18 protein-coding genes are annotated in these 15,640 nt (G+C 55.1%); 9 read left to right on the top strand and 9 right to left on the bottom strand.

Annotation, left to right across the window (positions count from 1 at the left end; all coding sequences use genetic code 11):
• Nucleotides 1-208: 208 nt before the first annotated feature.
• The 3 genes from GR138_RS18465 to GR138_RS18455 all read right to left on the bottom strand — a co-directional run bounded on the left by GR138_RS18465 (nt 209) and on the right by GR138_RS18455 (nt 3,589).
• Nucleotides 209-1,660 (bottom strand): SEFIR domain-containing protein, encoded by a 1,452-nt coding sequence (locus tag GR138_RS18465; protein WP_160860738.1) that lies wholly within the window; start codon nt 1,658-1,660, stop codon nt 209-211.
• An 89-nt stretch (nt 1,661-1,749) separates the two neighbouring features.
• Entirely contained in the window at nt 1,750-2,904 is a 1,155-nt protein-coding gene (locus GR138_RS18460; protein WP_160860737.1) for a RelA/SpoT domain-containing protein, read from the bottom strand.
• 112 nt (nt 2,905-3,016) lie between these two features.
• The gene (locus GR138_RS18455) at nt 3,017-3,589 is read right to left on the bottom strand and encodes a recombinase family protein (RefSeq protein WP_160860736.1); all 573 of its coding nucleotides are present in this window, start codon (nt 3,587-3,589) and stop codon (nt 3,017-3,019) included.
• A gap of 273 nt (nt 3,590-3,862) precedes the next feature.
• On the opposite strand from GR138_RS18455, the gene GR138_RS18450 reads away from it, so the two are divergent.
• The 4 genes from GR138_RS18450 to GR138_RS18435 all read left to right on the top strand — a co-directional run bounded on the left by GR138_RS18450 (nt 3,863) and on the right by GR138_RS18435 (nt 7,235).
• Nucleotides 3,863-4,114, top strand: a complete 252-nt coding sequence (locus tag GR138_RS18450) for a hypothetical protein (RefSeq protein WP_160860735.1) — start codon at nt 3,863-3,865, stop codon at nt 4,112-4,114.
• 26 nt (nt 4,115-4,140) lie between these two features.
• A complete protein-coding gene (locus GR138_RS18445) occupies nt 4,141-5,136 on the top strand; it encodes a hypothetical protein (RefSeq protein ID WP_160860734.1) in 996 nt (331 codons plus the stop codon).
• Between the two features lie 14 nt (nt 5,137-5,150).
• Nucleotides 5,151-5,690: an EI24 domain-containing protein gene (locus tag GR138_RS18440; protein WP_160860733.1), complete on the top strand. Its 540-nt coding sequence runs from the start codon at nt 5,151-5,153 to the stop codon at nt 5,688-5,690.
• 135 nt (nt 5,691-5,825) lie between these two features.
• Nucleotides 5,826-7,235, top strand: coding sequence for a hypothetical protein (locus GR138_RS18435; RefSeq protein ID WP_160860732.1), 1,410 nt, complete (start codon nt 5,826-5,828; stop codon nt 7,233-7,235).
• Nucleotides 7,236-7,244: 9 nt separating this feature from the next.
• Here GR138_RS18435 and GR138_RS18430 read toward each other — a convergent pair whose 3' ends face one another.
• A complete protein-coding gene (locus GR138_RS18430; protein WP_160860731.1) occupies nt 7,245-7,619 on the bottom strand; it encodes a hypothetical protein in 375 nt (124 codons plus the stop codon).
• Nucleotides 7,620-7,862: 243 nt separating this feature from the next.
• Here GR138_RS18430 and GR138_RS18425 point away from each other — a divergent pair, with 243 nt between their 5' ends.
• The 4 genes from GR138_RS18425 to GR138_RS18410 all read left to right on the top strand — a co-directional run bounded on the left by GR138_RS18425 (nt 7,863) and on the right by GR138_RS18410 (nt 10,674).
• Nucleotides 7,863-8,108, top strand: a complete 246-nt coding sequence (locus GR138_RS18425) for a hypothetical protein (RefSeq protein WP_160860730.1) — start codon at nt 7,863-7,865, stop codon at nt 8,106-8,108.
• A gap of 28 nt (nt 8,109-8,136) precedes the next feature.
• Nucleotides 8,137-8,352 carry a hypothetical protein gene (locus GR138_RS18420; RefSeq protein WP_160860729.1) on the top strand — a complete coding sequence of 72 codons (216 nt, stop codon included), beginning with the start codon at nt 8,137-8,139 and terminating at the stop codon, nt 8,350-8,352.
• Nucleotides 8,353-8,362: 10 nt separating this feature from the next.
• A complete protein-coding gene (locus GR138_RS18415) occupies nt 8,363-8,737 on the top strand; it encodes a hypothetical protein (protein ID WP_160860728.1) in 375 nt (124 codons plus the stop codon).
• 380 nt (nt 8,738-9,117) lie between these two features.
• A complete protein-coding gene (locus tag GR138_RS18410; protein ID WP_160860727.1) occupies nt 9,118-10,674 on the top strand; it encodes a type IV secretory system conjugative DNA transfer family protein in 1,557 nt (518 codons plus the stop codon).
• A gap of 3 nt (nt 10,675-10,677) precedes the next feature.
• Here GR138_RS18410 and mobQ read toward each other — a convergent pair whose 3' ends face one another.
• Complete coding sequence (gene mobQ / locus GR138_RS18405; RefSeq protein ID WP_160860726.1) at nt 10,678-11,913, bottom strand: MobQ family relaxase; 1,236 nt, start codon at nt 11,911-11,913, stop codon at nt 10,678-10,680.
• A 210-nt stretch (nt 11,914-12,123) separates the two neighbouring features.
• Between mobQ and GR138_RS18400 the strand changes: the two genes are divergently transcribed.
• Nucleotides 12,124-12,444, top strand: a complete 321-nt coding sequence (locus GR138_RS18400) for a hypothetical protein (RefSeq protein ID WP_160860725.1) — start codon at nt 12,124-12,126, stop codon at nt 12,442-12,444.
• Between the two features lie 6 nt (nt 12,445-12,450).
• Here the strand turns inward: GR138_RS18400 and GR138_RS18395 are convergent, their stop codons facing one another.
• From GR138_RS18395 to GR138_RS18380, 4 genes are all read right to left on the bottom strand, one after another.
• Nucleotides 12,451-13,776: a hypothetical protein gene (locus GR138_RS18395; RefSeq protein ID WP_160860724.1), complete on the bottom strand. Its 1,326-nt coding sequence runs from the start codon at nt 13,774-13,776 to the stop codon at nt 12,451-12,453.
• Between the two features lie 43 nt (nt 13,777-13,819).
• Complete coding sequence (locus GR138_RS18390) at nt 13,820-14,110, bottom strand: type II toxin-antitoxin system RelE/ParE family toxin (RefSeq protein WP_160860723.1); 291 nt, start codon at nt 14,108-14,110, stop codon at nt 13,820-13,822.
• Entirely contained in the window at nt 14,107-14,352 is a 246-nt protein-coding gene (locus tag GR138_RS18385; RefSeq protein WP_160860722.1) for a CopG family ribbon-helix-helix protein, read from the bottom strand. The genes GR138_RS18390 and GR138_RS18385 overlap by 4 nt, the downstream gene beginning before the upstream one ends.
• 217 nt (nt 14,353-14,569) lie before the next feature.
• On the bottom strand, nt 14,570-15,640 hold a 1,071-nt coding region (locus GR138_RS18380; protein ID WP_160860721.1), incomplete at its 5' end, for a tyrosine-type recombinase/integrase.

Raw genomic sequence — 15,640 nt, 5'->3', positions numbered from 1 at the left:
TTTTTGGTTGCGGGGGCAGGATTTGAACCTGCGGCCTTCAGGTTATGAGCCTGAACACTATACGTCTAATTACTTGTTTATATTTATAGAAATTAGAAGCAAAAAAATTTGTGCTAAAATTCGTGTTTTTTTGGGTTCAGCATACACAACGCCTCCCTCAGCAGGCCAATGTTTAAAAGAGCTAATTGTACTTTATGGAGCGGAATTTCTATGGGGTGGTGCCAAGCGTGTTTATACCCGCAAGCCCTGCAACATTAACGCGGTCAAAATCCCACTTCGGAACGCGGTCTCCTTTGGAAACAATTTCTGCAATGAATGCCTTAAATGCATCCACGCTCGAGAAGCCCAGAAGAGGTTTGAGTCTCTCAAAGTACGCCATCGATTTGCCTCGGGCAAACATCTCAAAGGGCCCCCCGTGCCGATCTGCATATAACAGGGTCTCGGGCCACCACCTGTTCCAATCAGTACCCGCGACACTACGAAGATAAAACACGAAGTCCGCCGCTTGCAGGTGTTGAAATGCAACGCCAGACCCTTGGTTACGCTCTTTTAACATATCGGCTCGTAGCGAATACCTTCGCAAGTTAAGCCGCTTATTGCGGAATTCGAGAGATCGCAGATTTTCGTCAAAGACGGAAAAGCTTTTCATGCCGCTCTCACTACGAAACCGATTAAATTCGTAATAGTCTGTATTAGCAAAGTATGCGGCAGCTCCAAACTTCTCGTACTTAATAAATATCGCTACACAGTAGAGGAAAGCCTCATGCACGATAAATCTGTAGTTGTCGTAGTCCCACTCTGAGTAACTGTTCACGCCCTGCGGCACACGATAATAAGGCAAACATCGTTCAAAAAACCGATGGATTGCTTCAACCATATTATCATCAAAAGCATAAAGCGCCGCAGCACTAAACAGTTCAATAAGTTCATTTCTATGCGGAGTAAACGCATCAATACTCGCAAGAACTATTTCATCAAATGTCTCGTTTGTCTCTGGTGTAGCTTGAATACGAAACTTCTCTAGGCCCGAAGATATCGTCTCCAAATAATCACCAGCCAAGGCTGCGGCGTTTGCTGCACCGCTTCGCATGCCATCCATCGCACGCCGATGAGCAACAGAACCTGCAATCTTCGGTACCGAAGCATTCTCATTTAGAAATGAGGGCTTCGCGCCCTGCGCAGGTCGTACATGTAGCGGTTTATTCCACGCCCATCTCACGATCTTTTCAAACTCCTCCGCATAACGGGCTGGATTTGATAGATCGAAGTAAATGCGACCTCCATAATAAGTCGGCAGAAAAGGCTTTCCCTCCGCATCACGCTCTCGGACTACGGCCACGAACTTGTCTTGTTTGGCTGATGCATAAATCTTCGGAGTAATGATCTGAGCTTCGGTTCCAGCCCCACCCTTCCGATCATCCGATTTTGCCGCATAAATCTCATCGCATATTAGGATGACCTTTGTGACTGACTTATCCTTAACCATACTTTCCATGAAGTCGTTGGCGTCATGGCCAGGCTGCAAATCCCATTTATCTAAGACTACATGAACTCCTTGGCTCACCAACTCCTCTGCCAAGCCAATAACCCATGCCTCATGATCCTGATTGCTCCAGCTATAGGAAATGAACAGTCTCGGCTCGGTAGTTTCTGCTGGCATGGCAAGCTTTGTCCTCAAAAATAGTTAGGTGCCCAATCCTGAAACAAATAGGGACACAATCAATGCGCTATGGCGAAACGTCCAATTCCTTAGAATCTACCCCACCTATCGTAACGCCGGATCAAGTGTCGCGGGTCAGGCCTTTCCTCAGGGCGGGGTGCAACAAGTTTCTGCGGTAAAAGCGTGTATTCTTGCGCATCCTTGCCACTTACCAGCCACCGGAGATTCTGTAGGAACACGCCAACATCACCGAAGTAATTGGGGTAGGTTCGGATCAGATTCTCTATTTTATCAACCTCCACTACCACGACTTTAGCCTTGCCGCCGCTGCTCTCGATATCTTGTTCAAGGCCAGCCAACCGCGCCGCAACCTGCAAGGTTTCGGTGTAGTTCTCGACGGTGACGGTACGGTCTTCCCGATAGTGGATAAGAAAGAACTTGCCTCGCTCGTAAACGAAGGTTTCAGCGTAGTGGGTCGCTGTCCTGATGTTTTCCAAGATGCTCACCGCACCCAGCTTGTCATTCAAGATTTTGATTTCATTTAAACGCTCGCGGCGCTGTGGTACGTCAGGGCCAATCGGGCATCCTTCGACGTGCGCAAATTCGGCAGACACAAGCTGGAACAGCCGCAACCAATCGCCGCTGCCCTTGTGGTGTTTCAGATCTTCGCCGTTAAACAGGCCAACTGCTTCTACAGCGGTTGCCCATGAATGTTGCAACCGTGTCCTGACTTGAAGTTCGATGCGCCGACCATCAAAAGGCCTCTGCTCTCGGGTTCTCGGGCAAAACGTGAACACGATATGATGGCTCCTGTAGCCATCTGGCTTAGGCTTTTCAATGTAGGGCCATTCTTGCCGTATGACGTGCGGAAACTCCTGTCGGATTTTGTCCAGCAAAGCCCGCACTCCAGCAATATCGTCAAGAATGGCACGGCATCCGCCGATATCCTGCATCTGGTCAAGCTTAGTAGAGCTTTCACGCAATTTCCGCCTAATGCTCGCCATCCGCTTCGGGCGCGCTGCCATATCTCCGCCGATTTGCTCCTTTCGCATCCTGTATTTTACGGAAAGGAAAACAGACCGCATCGGCATGAAGTGTGAATCTCGCCAACTATGGGCCACGGCGAACACCTGACGAGCTTCGCTAATGTCACGATTCGGCCCGAGGCTGAGGTCTCCTGCCAGTCGCTCGCCCGCTTTGCGGACAGTCTGCATGCCAAACTGAAGCTGAGGATACTGTGCCATAAAGAATCACACCGGCCTTTGTTACCACCGCCATTTTACGCTCCTGCAAGTTGAGTAAAAGGGCTGGAGGTGGGTAATCCACCGGACTGCGACAAACACGTATTGGTCGCGACTAGGCATGAACACGAAAAACCGTGCTCTCGCTCACACCCATGTCTTGCGCAATCCGCGCGCACGTCTCGCCTTTCGCCCGCCGCTCCACCACAATTTTACGCTCACATGGCCCGAGCTTCGGCTTGCGCCCGAACTTCACGCCGCGTTGGCGCGCCAGTTCGCGCCCGTGGGCCGTATTCTCCAAAATCCGCTGGCGCTGTAAACGGCCTGCCCAGCCCATGAGGTAAGCCACCACGTCGGCCATGTCCGAAACCGTATCAATCAGCGGTTCGTCAAGGAGACGCAACCGCGCTCCGGCGTGTTTCACCCTGTAGAGGATGTTCACCATGTCGAGCGGATCGCGGGCCAGCCTGTCCGACACCGTGGCCAAGAGCAGGTCGCCCGCCTGAAGGCTGGCCAAAAGCGTGGCAAGCTCGGGGCGGTCATTGGTGTTCTTGCCGCTGCGTTTCTCCTGATAGATGCGATGGCATCCGGCTTCCTCCAGCCGCTGGAGTTGATAGGCCAAGTCCTGCCCTACGGTACTCACGCGGGCATATCCGATAATCTTTGGGGAGGCATGAATGTGGGCCATTAAGCGGGTTCTCCTTTTCGAAAACCCACGAAAATCTCGCAAATCATGACGTTTTATTTAAGGCCTTCCCGAGGATATGCTTCCGTCAGAAATCACGAATTTTGCAAGGTCGTAGGATTCACATTTTTTAAACATGACCAGAGGTGGGTGATACTGGAAAAGCGCGATTTTGTTCCTTTTAAAATGCTCGAATCCGGCATTTCGGGCTTCCGTCAAAATTCGTGATATTTGATAGGCAGGTACCCAAGGGACACGTTGATAACTGGGTACATCATGACTTCTCGTTTTCTGTCCGCGACCGTGGGTACGGTCGCCGTGGGCACCGCCCTCGGATTCATCGTAGGCGCTCTCACCCGCCCGACTTTCCTCGGCACAACTTTGCCCATGGGGCTGCTGTTCGGGAGTCATCCCGACGATAGGGATTTCAAGCTACAACTGATTTCCCACCTCGGCATCACCACCATCAGCGGCCTCATCCTCTCGGCCATTCTGGCCCTTGTCCTCGTCAAAGCACTCAAGCTCTAGGCACGCCGCCGCCTGAAGGATTCCCCATGACGCAACCTGTCTCCGACTCGGCTGTACGGCCGCGCCCCTTTTGGATTCTATGGGGCGTTGCGGCCCTGCTCGTGTTTCCGCCGTTCCTGCCGGTGGGTTATACCCTCATCCTGTTTGCCCTTCGCCTCGCGGCGGCTCTGGTGTTCCTCGGTCTTGCCTATCGAGGATTCCGACAATGGCGACAACCGGCTGCCCATTCCTTGGTGCAGACCGTGGGGGCGTCTCTTGCCGTTGTGGGGGGCCTCTATGTTGCCTTTCAGGGATATGATTTGGTTGCCCCCAGCAACCGCTCCATCCAAAGCCTCATAGAGGCCGAGTTGCAGGCCCAAGGGGCCGACAGCGCGGCCGAATATAGAGACCTGAAGGTATCCGACGCGGAGTGCCAAAGCTGGTCTGACCGATGGCCTTGCAAGTTCAATGTCTCCTACACCCTCGTATCCACAGGGGAGGCCTATATAGGGTTGACGGAAGAGCTTGAGTTTATGCGCCCGACAGGAAAAGCCGTCCGGCCAGCGGGATGCGAGTTCAATTTCCAATGGTCGCAACGACTGCGCAAGACACCGTACTACGACAACGCCCTTGAGCCGATTGCATGGGGAGGTTGTTACTTGGACCCACGGCGAAAGAGCAACGAAGACCTAGAGTACCTTAACTTCGTAAAAAGCATCCAAGGCCAGAAAATACAGCGCGGGATAAGCATCAAATACGCGGCCTCTGACGCGGCAACCACAACGCTTGCGTTTCCCGATGCCGACGAACTCTTGAAAGACCGTATCGACGGGAAAATTGAAACGATCAACTGCGAAGACGTTTCCGACAAACCCGATGCGCATGCAATGTCCTGCTTCATCGGCGGAACCAGAACCGTGGAGACCGGCGACGCCCTTACAGGGATGGGCCTCGGGCGTAACAGCCCCTCGCAGGTAACAGACGGTTTTTCACAACGCGTCGTCATTGCCCCTGAAGGTTTGCGGTGGGTGGTCAAACAATGAGAGCGGGGGCGAGAATGAGTAATACCCTCGCCATACTGGCCGTAACATTCGGCCTGCTGTTCACCAGCACGGGTACGGCTATCGCCGCGCCCCTCATGCCCGCCCTTGCCGAGGCCGGAACCGACGTGGTGCCCGTCGCCAAGAAACGCAAGAAGGTGGCCAGCCGTGGCCCCGTCCTGCTCGGACGGGTCGCGGACATTGACCGCCACGAACGGATGGCGAAGAACCGGCGCGGTGGCAAGGTGGTAGGCCGTGTGCCGACCAAGGGCCGCACGCAACAGAACGACACCCTCAACCGCTTCATGCAGGGCTTTGCGGCCGGAACGGTGCAAGCCCTGACGGGAGTTGGTGGAGCGGGTGGCGGTTGCGGCATCGACGTGACCACGCCAAACCCGACCGGATGCGGCACGCGCATGGGCGGCAACGGCGGCAACAACGGCCTGCGCCCTCCCTATCAGTGCATCGTCAACGGGCGTACCATCACCACCAACACCTTCCGCGCGGGGTGCTGGATGGTACGGCAGAACAACACGACCATTCCGATAAGGCGTTAGCGTCGTGGGCGTGGATTTGGAGTTTCAACGCTGCAAGCACCCTTTGTTAATCCGAATCCATTTTCGGTGAAAAAATCCGCTGTAAAAATACTATAATATCACGCTATTGTGCCCCACATAAAGTGGAGGCATCACATGAAGGCACCTGCTTACCTAATTGCCAACGAACCCGCACTCCCTGAACGGTTCGCTTTTCTAGAAAATTTACAAACCCTTCTAGCAAAGGCGTACAGCAATCCCAAAAGTGGAAAGCTCACCCAAGAGCATCTCTTGGGTGCTCGCCAGCGAGCGGTAAAGCGTACTTTCGCGGCAGAAAGCCTGCTAAGGCCGGAAGCCCTTGAGGCAATAAAGAATAGCATTCGCCTCCATTGCAAGTGGGATACACTTGACAGCGACCTCCAAGAAATCACCCAAAAATATCAGGAAGAATCAGCCGCGATCAAGCGCGACAATGTTAGCTACAACAAGGATTTAAATATACGAATTATAAATAAACGAATTAGCAGGTCTACCTTAATACAAAGAGCCGTAAGTATAACAAAGAATCACATGAACGACCTAAAATCAAAAGAGGTAATAAATCATATTATTGATAAATTCATAAATTCTCAAAGAATATCAGGAAAAAACAGTGCGGGAACTGCTCAAGCAATATATTTCGCGTTGTCTTTCGACAAAAAACTCCGAGAAATTGGCTGCTCACAAGAATATACGTCTTGGGCTGTCGCTTCCGCACTAGATTCAGGAAGCTACTCTTCCTTTCACGCACTGAATTATGCGGAAATGGATTTTCTTCGAGATATTTACGGCAAACTCGACATTAAAAGCCCGATCTTCCTGCTTTCTCGGGAGAACCATAACCATCGTCTCGCCTCGTGTTTTGAAAGAAACAGGACCGGATGGGATTGCGAACATGATGTTTATCAATGCGACGTTGATTACGCCGCAAAAGCTTTTGAGATGTCAAAAGAGTACGGAAATAATGATTACGTCCGACAGAGTTTTATGCAGACCGATGCCCATAAAACGAATGCCGCGCTGGAATATGCGTTTCACGGGGTTGATCTCAATTTCGTGCCAGATGCGTTTCGTAACGAAAGTCTATCGGATGCAATGCTGTCGACAATGCACGGGGATGAGCAACGGAAAAATTGGGAATCCGCAGCAAGAACCGCCAGTTCGTTGGGACGGGAATATTTAAGACGCGGATACCTTGAGGAAGCTCGGGAATTAGCGGACAGATCGCACTCATACCTACTGAATTTGCTTTCTGAAGAAGACCGCAAACTTGCGCAGGGCACATATGTTTTACCAGTGGTACAAAATAACAGCCCTACGGCTTGGGCGGGCTGGATGGCATTGAGAGCGAGAACTGATTTCGAGATGCTTAAACACTGGGGCCAAGAACCAAAAATGAATATCTGGAACCTCGTCGCTGATGCAGCTAAACTTTATGCTGGTTCAGGGGCCATGAGTTGGTCCATGTCGGCTAGGAAAACAGCAAATCGCGTTGCCGAACACTATGGTTCAACAACGCGAATTTAGCTGGTCAATTCACGGAAGACGCGGATAACTCTTGGCCGCGATGTGCGGATATTCTTTTCTGAAGCTCCAGTTAACCGGAATGCCATGTTTGCGCCTCTCAACCACGCGTTGAGGGGTGCTCAAGAATTCGGTTGGAACCGCATTCGACATTGCCGATGCAACCGCCCGATAAAGCTCCGGCGTGCATTTTGCTTCTATCCGCGACCCTATTTCATGCTCAAGCATGAGACTTTCTATCGCGAAAATCGCGGGAGCACGACTAGCATAAGAATCCATTATGCAGCTGATTTCTTTTATGTAACGCCGTTCCAGTCGAATGGCTTGGTACGCGTAGGCAAAGTTTTCCCGTGACGGCGTTAGCAGCGCCGAATGGTCTTTAAACATTTCAGATACTCCTAATGTGGAGTACCTACTATTGGGAGCGTAAGCCCATTACGCAACCCTAGATTGCTTCGTCTCGACTCAGTTTTTCAAATAAATCAATATAAAATGCTGGCGAAATCTCACCAGCATTTCGCCAAGCTATTGTTTTGCAATATAAATAGAAAAATCTTATTTCAAAATTATTGAGGATCCGAAAAATCCTCAATAGGTCAAATATCAAAGAGTGACAAATAGAGAATTACCATGAGAAATTCACGAAATACCAAGATTTCTATTAAAGATTCTTCGGTGTATTCTGAAGAATTTGGAATGACCGGAGGTGAGGAAGAAAGCCCCACCAAACTGAGCGGTAGATGGGAGAACCTGCCATTCGCGGTATTTCTCTTGTCAGCGGAAATGGCGTTCAGCCATCAGGCCTTCGAGAAAACGGGCAACGACGACACCAAGATCGATCCCGCGCACCCTCAGCCAAGTCCAACCGAAGAGTAAGTTGCAACCTAAAACATGGAGAAATGCCATGCACGACTCATACGTCAAAGACTTCTTCAGCAACATCGCCCCCACCAGAAAAGACGCCTTCGGCCGCTCGATCGGGGGCCGCGTTATCGGCTGGAAAAGAGCCAATACCGGCCAGTTGGGCGCAATCTGCGTCTTCCCGCATTTGGGCGGTAAATATCTCTACACCGTCGATGCGCAGAACCCCATGCGTCTGCGCTTCCTCCACAAGCTGTAAGGAGGCTACAATGAGAAAGTTCTTTTCCCACCGCACGGGCACCATCCGCTCCCGCCTGCCCCTGACGATTGAGCATCAGGTCACGCCCGCTCCTTCCGCAATGGCGAGAACGGGAGGCATCGCCGCCCGCCACTTCGACCATGACCCGACGGAACCGCTGCACCCCGATGTCGTCCAGCGCATCCTCGTGAGGGCCATCGAGAACGCGGCAAACAACTATGACTACATTCTGGGGCTTTATACGCCTCGGCTGATCGCATGGGGCACGCTTCAGGACGGAACAACTGTGGGAATGGTGGAAGACAACCAAACGGGTGTTCGCTACCTGTGGACGGTTCATCCGGTTCACTTCAAGCCGGTATCCTACGGGCCGGTGAACGCCTGACATGGAGAGACTGACCGGCCTCATCTTCAAGCTCGCGGAACACATCATCACCCTGTACGTCAGGGTGATGATTCTTCTCCTCCGCGAACTCTTCAAGGCGGCGGTATCTGTCGGAGGTCATATCATCCGTCAGTTCCCTGTTCGACGCGCCGCAGGCCGTCGAACACCGCCCGTAGGGCGTCGGGACGTTCCCCGTCCCGACGCGTTCAGGATAGCACCGCGCGCACCTACAGCCACCCGCAGGGCCGGAGCAACGCGAAGGAGGGGCAAAGCCCCTTGGCGGTAGGGAGCACGGTGCTAACCCACCTCATTTTCATAAATGACCCAACACTAGGCAGCCGGTTTGCAACCGGCTGCCTTCCTTTGGCATGAAGGTGGCAATGGACGTTTTTCGAGGAATTCTGTGGCTTGTCTCCGCTTCGCTCCGGCTGGCGTGGCGCATTACCTTTTTCCTGCTCCGGCAACCTGTCCGGCTCCTGCGCGCCACGCGCCATACACGCAAGGCCCATGGTTCGGCCCGCTGGGCCTATCGCTGGGAACAGTGGTGGCACGGCGCGATCTCCGGCGAGGGGGTGATACTCGGACGCGGCGCATTCCGCCGCCTGCTCCGCTTCTCGACGGACGGCATGGTGATGGTGTTCGCCGCCATGGGTTCAGGCAAGGGCCTCGGCGTCGTCATCCCTTCCCTGCTTACCTATCGCGGCTCCATGGTCGTGACCGACCCCAAGGGCGAAAACTACGCCATCACGCGCCGCCGCCGCGCCACCTTCGGCAAGGTGTGGATGCTCAATCCCACCGACCTCATTCACTCGGAACGCTATAACCCTTTCGACATGATACGGCGCGCCGCCTTGCAGGAGGCCGACGATGCCGAGGCCCTTGCGCGGCTGATGGTCGTTCCCGATGCCCGCGAGGCGCATTGGGATGACAAGGCCGTATCGCTTATCAAGGGCCTGATCCTCCATGTCCTGCACAACGAACCAGCAGCCAGCCAATGCCTGTCCACGGTGCGGCGGCTATCCGCTGAAAAGCGGGAAACGTTCCTAGATAACCTCAACGACATTGCGGACAACTCCCCATCCGCCGCCGCACGGGAAGTCATAAGCGGGGTGCTCACCAGCGCCGTGGCCCCCGATGGTGACTTTTCGCAAGAGTTTCGCTCCGTGCTGTCCAACGTGCAGAAGGCCACCGAACCTTGGTCGTCCACCAGTCCGGCGGGCAAGCTGTCCGCGTCTTCCACGTTCCAACTCTCCGACCTGGTCGAAGGCACGGGCACGCTCTACCTCTGCGTGGACGAAGACCTTTTGGACGTTTACGCCCGCTGGCTACGCGTCATGGTCGGCTGCACGCTCAAGACCCTCACCCGCGCCAAAGCCAACAAACCAAAACGCAAGGTCGTGCTGCTGCTCGATGAAGTCGCGGTGCTCGGCCGCCTTGATGTTCTCGAAAAGCAATCGGGCTTGCTGCGCGCCTACTGCACGCCCGTCCTCATCTGGCAGAACCTGCCGCAGGTCGCCAAAATCTACGGCGAGGATGCCAAGGCGTTCCTCGCCAACGCTACCGCCCGCGTGTTCTTCGGCGTGGGCGATAATGACACCGCCGAATATGTCGCTACGATGGTTGGCAACACCGGCGCGGAATCCAACTCGTCCAGCGTGAGCCTGTCCGGCTGGGCGCAAAGCAGCCGCTCGCAAAGCTCTTCGGACGGCAGCTATCGCCTTCTCGATGCCGCAGAAGTCCAGCGCCTGCCCATCACCAAGACCATCGTCAAGCTGCGTAACCTCCCCTACCCCGTTCTTGGCAAACGCATCGACTACCGCAAGGTTTGGTGCTGGCGCGGATTGTGGGACGGGTGGAATGTCAGGCCTGCCGGTTTCAACAACGAGCCTAGACAAGTAACGAATACGGAGGACGGCGGGAATTTGGAGGGCGCGTAACTCTTAACGCGCTCGCCCATCATTCCGCCCGCGCGTCCTTGGCTCCATCCTCTTCGCCCACCCCTCCAATTCGCGCATGCGGATAAGACCCTTCTCGCGCTGCTTGCCGCCAAGCCGCAAAAAGTCGTCCAATCGCTTCATCATCATGACAAGCTGTTGGAACCGCTTGCGGGCGTGCTCGGCCTTCAGGCGGCGCTGCTTCTCCTCCTCGGCAGCTTTCCAGCGGTTGAATCGGAACTGGCCGCCCTTCAAGTTTCCCTCCGTCCAGAAGGCAATGCGCCGCTCCCAATAATCAAGCTTTCGCTGGTAGCGGTCAAAACGCCGGCTCACGGCTTCCAAGTCGCGCCGTAGCTTTGCGTCATTGGCAGAGGCAATGCGCTCCAGCCAGTTCAGGCGACTGCCCCTGTCGCGCGCCGGATAATCACGCAGGCGCTTGGAAGGAACACCCTCCGGCTCCCTCGCCCGATAGGTGCCACGCTCCCGCACCCTGCTAACGGGCTCTCTCTGGCGGCGCACGGCCTGTTTTGATTTCGGCCCCACATGGATTTCCGGCTCCCTGTCGAGCAACGACGCCCGCGCCATGTCACGCTGAGTCACGGCCTCGTCACGCTGCGCCTGAAGGGTGCGGTGATCAATCTTCACCCGCTTTCCGGCGCGCTCCAACGCACTGTTGCATGCCAGCGCCCATTCGGCCCGCCAGACATTCAGAAGATCGCGGCTGTTCCACTCCCGCGTCTTCACGGGATGCAGCCCATCGGGCGTTGCCTTGCGCAAGGTCAGCATCACATGGGCATGGAAGTTGAAGCGGTTTTGCCCCTGCTCGGCGATGGGGTCATGCAAGGCAATGTCGGCCACCATGCCGCGCTGCACGAAATGACGCCCGACGAAATCGCGCACCAGTTCCAGCCGCTGCCCCGCATCCAGTTCATGCGGCAACGCCATGTTGAACTCACGGGCGAGCTGCGCATCACGCCGCTTCTCCATCGCCTCCACGGTATTCCACAGAAGCTCACGATTCTCCAACCAAGGCGCACTCCCCGCCGGCGCCATAACTTCCTCATGCACCACACCGCGCCGCTGGCTATAGTCGTGCACCTGTCCGCTGGTCCTATCAACCAGCCGCTGGCCGGAACGATACGCCGCCGCCGCAACGGCATTGGAAGGAGGACGGCGAGTGCCATCGGGATTGGCTTTGACGGCGCGCCCGAGTACCTGTCCCGAGAAGTGGTAAATCGCCATCGGCATCCCCTTCCTTGACTCTCCGGCAACACATATAAGGATGCCTGTAAGGGCATTCCATACGGCCATCAGCCACGTCCCCGTGGCGGCCGTGCCACCTATGTTGCGAAGCAATGTATAAGTGCGCTATTCCCCTCGTCTATCGTCGGTTGTTTCCGTCTCTGTGGCTTCCTATCTACACTCCGATATTCCTTCACCTGACGGCCTGCCATGTCTTCACGGCTTTCACCGCCCCGCATCATCTGCAATCTTGCCGCACTCGTCGGCTCGGTTCTGGTCGTTGGATTTCTCTTCGACCTTGCAGCCGGATGGCTCGGCTATGCCCCCCTAGCCTTCTGCATTCTGCTCCGGCCAACGCTGGCCGTCGCCTACGGCGTCGGCGTGCTGCTTACCTGTGTGGGGGTTATCATGTGGGGCGTTTCGATGGGCAAAAGCGAGGCAGGAATAACCCTCACGCTCGGCGGCATGATGTTATTCATCCTGCCGCTGGTGCTCCCGCGCTATCTCGGCGCAGAGTGCCTAATTCAATAGGCCTTTTTAATTGTCCGGCGCTTCAAACGTTTTCGGCCTAATCGTAAGTACGCGGTCATAGCCGCCTTTGATCCCGCCTTGCCAATTTTCACGACTTAACGTTACGACATGGATACCGGAATCACTGTCTCGACGGCCAGCATCAACGGGAAGCTCCAACAAGGAAGCTCGATCTGTCACACCTGCCTTCTCCAACAATCTGTCCCCTAGAGCGCGAAAGCGTGTTTCGGCATCCGCAGCCAGACTCGGATTGTTGATATATAGCTTGAGACGCAAACGCTTCACCGCAGACATGTCACCTATCAGGAAATAGCCGAGACGGTTGGGCAGCAAACCATTATCAAGATCGAGCGGGTTCGCGCTGCATGACCAATCTCCATCATCGATGTCCTGATACGCGTTGGTCTCTAAACCATCATCCTTGAGAAAGTCCCTTGCCGCATAGGGCGACCAGCCATCCCTTGGATCAACCGGCACAGGCGACTTTTCCCTGCGTTTTGCATTTTTAATTGAAGCGATGGCATCGTTTAGACCGCCTCGCGTAGTGGGCTGCGTTCGGTTCAACTTGTTACACCACCGGTCAAGCCCTTCTAGATCGGCTCTGAACGCAAAAAAACTCCGCCAGCGTGCATAGCGACGCAAACTTCGATCAGGGATAGAATAAGGGAACGAGCTAAACACCCTTTCGTAATTCACCCACAGGCCAAAAAGGAACAAGAAAGGGAAAAACAGGAGAGACAGTGCGATGGGGACGGCAAATTCCAGCGCGGTATTGCGCTGCGCGAACTCGGAGAATTCAACCGCAATCCACCAAATGCTGTACGCGAGCATGCCAGTGCCAACCAATGCCGCCAAACCATCAAGGAATTTTCCAACCCAAACGAATTCAGGCTTGGAGGCAGCAACAGCCCGTAGCGCACCCAAGAGAAACAGGAACGGCACAAGCACCAATTCACCGAGCAAATTAAAGGTGGTGAATTCCGTGACGAAAACCACGATAGCCGTTGCGCTGAAGATATCTCGAAGGATCTCGCGATAGAAATGCGGCCTTCCGATCTTTTGCACGTCAAACATCGTGACGAAAGCAAACGTCACGGCCCAAAGCAATGTCGTTTTGAAATTCGACCACTCCCACGCGCCATATCGGTGCATGAGGAAGACGCAAAGGCCAATCCACAAGCTGGCAATACCCAACGCTTTAATGATCAGCGGCTGAGTTAATGCCGCCAGAAGATGAGCAAACGCGCTACGTCCGTAGGGCTTCAAAAGAAGAAAGAAAAGCGCGACACCACCCCATACAAGCGTAGCGATCTCGCGGTTGTTAAGTTCCATTTCTATCCTTTATTGCCGTGCATCGGTGCAGAGATGCACCGAACTATAAGGCCTTCGGCCATTTCTGGTGAGCGTGCATGACGGTGATGATTTCAATGTCGCGCCCGACGCGGTACGGAATGATATAGGGAATATCCGCCAAGACCACTTCACGCGTCCCCTTGATGCGGCCAACGCGACCCGTCGCCGGAAGCTCCGCCAGCGTGTCCACGGCCGTCACGATACGCGCGACGACACGCGCCGCCGCATCGGGATTGTCCTGTTCTATATACGCGCCGATTTCATCGAGCCGCCGTAGCGCCCGAAGCGTCCAGCGAATGCGCTTGCGGCTCATGACTGGCGGGCGGACTTGACGTATTTGCCGACGACTTTGGCAACATCCTCATCGCTGGCGAACTCGCCACGGTCGGCTTCGGCCAAACCGGCTTCGATTTCGGCAAGCTGCCATTCTTCACGGGCAACAAAGTCCTCGATGGCCTGCGCGGCCATATAGGAACGGGAGCGGTCGGACTTCTCCGCGATCTGCTCCAGCTTGGTTGCGGTCTCTTCCGAGACGCGCACGGTGAATGCGGCCATGGGGTCTAACTTTCCTTGGTTCACTATAATTATGGGTGAACCACTCTGGTTCGTCAAGGTTCGCTCCATGAGCGGGGACTTTCTTCTTGATCAATGAACTCCGGCAACGAAGCAAACCCCGTCGCCGGATAGAGAAGGGCTAAACCCTTCTTGAGCACCCGCCAAGCGGGTGCTTGCGAACCGGCAAGCGGTTCGTGTTGACGCCCCTTCGGGCGTCTTATCGGGCCGTAGGGCCTCGATGTTCACGATAGGACGGTGCTCCCGCCCCCTTCGGAACCCTTCGCCCGCGATACGCCTGCTTGGGCTTGCGGGAATTGATGGCCGACGCATCAAGGGTCGTCTTGATGTGCGCGGCGTAAAACTTTTCAATCATCTCGACACTGGTGCGGCAGTTTTTGGCAATCGCGTAAACGTCTGCCCCTTCCATGAGCCGCAGACAGATATAGGTATGACGTAAGCTGTATGCTGTACGTGGCTTGCCGTCGCGATCCAGCTTGAGGTTCTGGTCGTCCAGCAGGTTGTTGAACATCTTGAGATAGCTGGAGGGGAACACGGGGTCAGTGGGCTTCGTTTTTACGCCCTCTCCCGCCTTGTCCTTATCACCACGAACCGGCCTAAGCCGGTCACGCAGCCGCTCGTAAGGCTTCACCGCGCCGACCATCGACTTACACCAGCCGATACCGCGCTTGCCGCGCACCTCGATTTCCAAAATCCGTTCGCGCGTGTCGGCATCCACGACGATCGACACATCACGGTGCTGCAACTGCTTGGCCTCGTCGGGTCGCAGGCCGGTATTGGCCATGAACAGCACGAAGTCGTGAAGCTGCTCCGCTTCCCAACGGAAGTGAGGGTTCTTCGGCTCCTTGGCGTTCTGGCGCGTGGCCTCGTAAAGCTGCTTGTATTCGGCAGGGCTGAACCAAGGCCGGTGCACAATCTTTCCCTGCGTCTTGTACGGCGGCGACAGGTCAGGAAGGTGTTGCAGCCATTTGTGGCGGATGGCGGTTTTCAGGACCTGCCGGAGCGTGCCGACTTCATCGTGGAGCGTACTCCGCGCCGGTGCCCTCCCCGTCGTGGACGTGGCGATGCGATGCACACGGTAGTCCTGAACCGTGCCGGCATTGATTTCCGAAAGGCCCATCTTGCCGAAGAACGGCGCCAGATGAAGCCGCAGGCGGATGCTGTGGCCCTCAACCCATTTCGGGCTGCGCTCCCCCTCGGTGATGGCGGCATATTCCTGCTCGAACTTCTTGGCAGCTTCCGCGAAGGTGGTTTCGGTCTTCAAAAGACC

Origin of the sequence: Shinella kummerowiae (genome assembly GCF_009827055.1) — a bacterium.
GTDB lineage: Bacteria > Pseudomonadota > Alphaproteobacteria > Rhizobiales > Rhizobiaceae > Shinella > Shinella kummerowiae.
Note: the sequence above shows the minus strand (reverse complement) of the source record. Positions and strands in the feature narration are given on the sequence as shown.

Bases quoted from the DNA above. Each gene is read 5' to 3' on its own strand.
- GR138_RS18415 (WP_160860728.1), top strand. From the start codon at position 8,363: ATGAGAAAGTTCTTTTCCCACCGCACGGGCACCATCCGCTCCCGCCTG.
- GR138_RS18465 (WP_160860738.1), bottom strand. From the start codon at position 1,660: ATGCCAGCAGAAACTACCGAGCCGAGACTGTTCATTTCCTATAGCTGG.
- GR138_RS18455 (WP_160860736.1), bottom strand. From the start codon at position 3,589: ATGGCCCACATTCATGCCTCCCCAAAGATTATCGGATATGCCCGCGTG.
- GR138_RS18385 (WP_160860722.1), bottom strand. From the start codon at position 14,352: ATGGCCGCATTCACCGTGCGCGTCTCGGAAGAGACCGCAACCAAGCTG.
- GR138_RS18435 (WP_160860732.1), top strand. From the start codon at position 5,826: ATGAAGGCACCTGCTTACCTAATTGCCAACGAACCCGCACTCCCTGAA.
- GR138_RS18440 (WP_160860733.1), top strand. From the start codon at position 5,151: ATGAGTAATACCCTCGCCATACTGGCCGTAACATTCGGCCTGCTGTTC.
- GR138_RS18400 (WP_160860725.1), top strand. From the start codon at position 12,124: ATGTCTTCACGGCTTTCACCGCCCCGCATCATCTGCAATCTTGCCGCA.
- GR138_RS18390 (WP_160860723.1), bottom strand. From the start codon at position 14,110: ATGAGCCGCAAGCGCATTCGCTGGACGCTTCGGGCGCTACGGCGGCTC.
- GR138_RS18430 (WP_160860731.1), bottom strand. From the start codon at position 7,619: ATGTTTAAAGACCATTCGGCGCTGCTAACGCCGTCACGGGAAAACTTT.
- GR138_RS18410 (WP_160860727.1), top strand. From the start codon at position 9,118: ATGGACGTTTTTCGAGGAATTCTGTGGCTTGTCTCCGCTTCGCTCCGG.
- GR138_RS18460 (WP_160860737.1), bottom strand. From the start codon at position 2,904: ATGGCACAGTATCCTCAGCTTCAGTTTGGCATGCAGACTGTCCGCAAA.
- GR138_RS18425 (WP_160860730.1), top strand. From the start codon at position 7,863: ATGAGAAATTCACGAAATACCAAGATTTCTATTAAAGATTCTTCGGTG.
- GR138_RS18420 (WP_160860729.1), top strand. From the start codon at position 8,137: ATGCACGACTCATACGTCAAAGACTTCTTCAGCAACATCGCCCCCACC.
- GR138_RS18395 (WP_160860724.1), bottom strand. From the start codon at position 13,776: ATGGAACTTAACAACCGCGAGATCGCTACGCTTGTATGGGGTGGTGTC.
- mobQ (WP_160860726.1), bottom strand. From the start codon at position 11,913: ATGGCGATTTACCACTTCTCGGGACAGGTACTCGGGCGCGCCGTCAAA.
- GR138_RS18450 (WP_160860735.1), top strand. From the start codon at position 3,863: ATGACTTCTCGTTTTCTGTCCGCGACCGTGGGTACGGTCGCCGTGGGC.
- GR138_RS18445 (WP_160860734.1), top strand. From the start codon at position 4,141: ATGACGCAACCTGTCTCCGACTCGGCTGTACGGCCGCGCCCCTTTTGG.